We start from the raw sequence: 1,240 nt of genomic DNA, 5'->3' as shown, positions 1-1,240 counted from the left end.
AGAGGTGGATCAGGAAATTTGAACAACACCTATAAGTGATATTTTGCTCCCCAAATAATGTTATAAACATCGATATAAGGAGTATTTTATGGCACGTAGACCAAGAAGAAATCATTCAAATGATTTTAAAGCTAAGGTAGCACTTGCTGCGATTAAAGCAGAAAAAACACTTGCTGAATTGAGTGCTGAATTTGATGTTCATCAAAACCAAATTATCGACTGGAAAAATCAATTGATTTCGGCTTCCTCGCAAGCCTTCGATCAATCAAAAGCTCCAGCAGAACCACCCATTGATCTAAAAAAACTACATGCAAAAATCGGTGAGCAGGCATTAGAAATTGATTTTTTAGAAGGTGTGTTGAAGAAACTGGGCCGCTTCAACCACAAAAGTTAATCGACGACTCACTTCAGATTTCAGTATCTAAGCAAGCTAAGCTACTGAAAGTCTCCCGTGGTTGTTATTACTATCGCCCAAAACCTGTGAGTGCATCAGATCTGAAGCTGATGCGCTGTATTGATGAATTACATATGCAATACCCTTTTGCAGGTAGCCGTATGATGCGTGATTTATTGAACCGTCAAGGACATCATATAGGACGACGTCATACACGTACTTTAATGAAAAAAATGGGCATTAATGCGTTATATCGTAAACCAAATCTAAGTCAGGCCAATCAAGCTCACCGTAAATATCCATATCTGCTCAAAGGATTGAATATTCAACGGAGTAATCAAGTGTGGGCAACGGATATAACATATATCCCTATGGCAAAAGGCTTTGTCTACTTATGTGCTGTGATTGATTGGTACAGCCGTAAGGTGCTTGCCCATAGCGTATCGATTAGTATGGAGGTTGCATTTTGTATAGAAACATTAAATGAAGCTATTGAAAAATATGGTCGACCTGAAATCTTTAATACAGACCAAGGCAGTCAATTTACCAGTGATGCGTTTATTGAAGTGTTAAAATCAAATGACATCCAAATCAGCATGGACGGTAAAGGTCGTTGGGTCGATAATGTGATGATTGAACGATTATGGCGCAGCGTTAAATATGAGGAGGTTTATCTCAAAGCCTACAGCAATGTTTTGGATGCGAAGAAGCAATTAAACGCATATTTTGAATTTTATAATTTGAAACGACCTCATTCGAGTCTGGACAAAATGACTCCAGATGAGTTTTACTATGACCAGCTACCACAACAAAATAAGGTAGCTTAACTAGAGCAGAATATCACTT

Annotated in this window: 1 protein-coding gene; it reads left to right on the top strand. The window is 38.1% G+C overall.

What is annotated here, in order from left to right; genetic code table 11:
* The first annotated feature begins 88 nt into the window (after positions 1-88).
* Positions 89-1,221, top strand: a protein-coding gene (locus tag FTV09_RS17780) for an IS3 family transposase (protein WP_228151527.1) whose coding sequence is annotated in 2 segments (ribosomal slippage) — positions 89-341 and positions 341-1,221 — 1,134 coding nt in all. Because the reading frame shifts where the segments join, the coding sequence is not laid out codon by codon here.
* Positions 1,222-1,240 lie beyond the last annotated feature (19 nt).

Origin of the sequence: Acinetobacter sp. YH12227 (assembly GCF_013417785.1) — a bacterium.
Classification (GTDB): domain Bacteria; phylum Pseudomonadota; class Gammaproteobacteria; order Pseudomonadales; family Moraxellaceae; genus Acinetobacter; species Acinetobacter gandensis.
The sequence above is the reverse complement of the archived record's forward strand: the minus strand, read 5'-3'. Positions and strand labels throughout refer to the sequence as shown.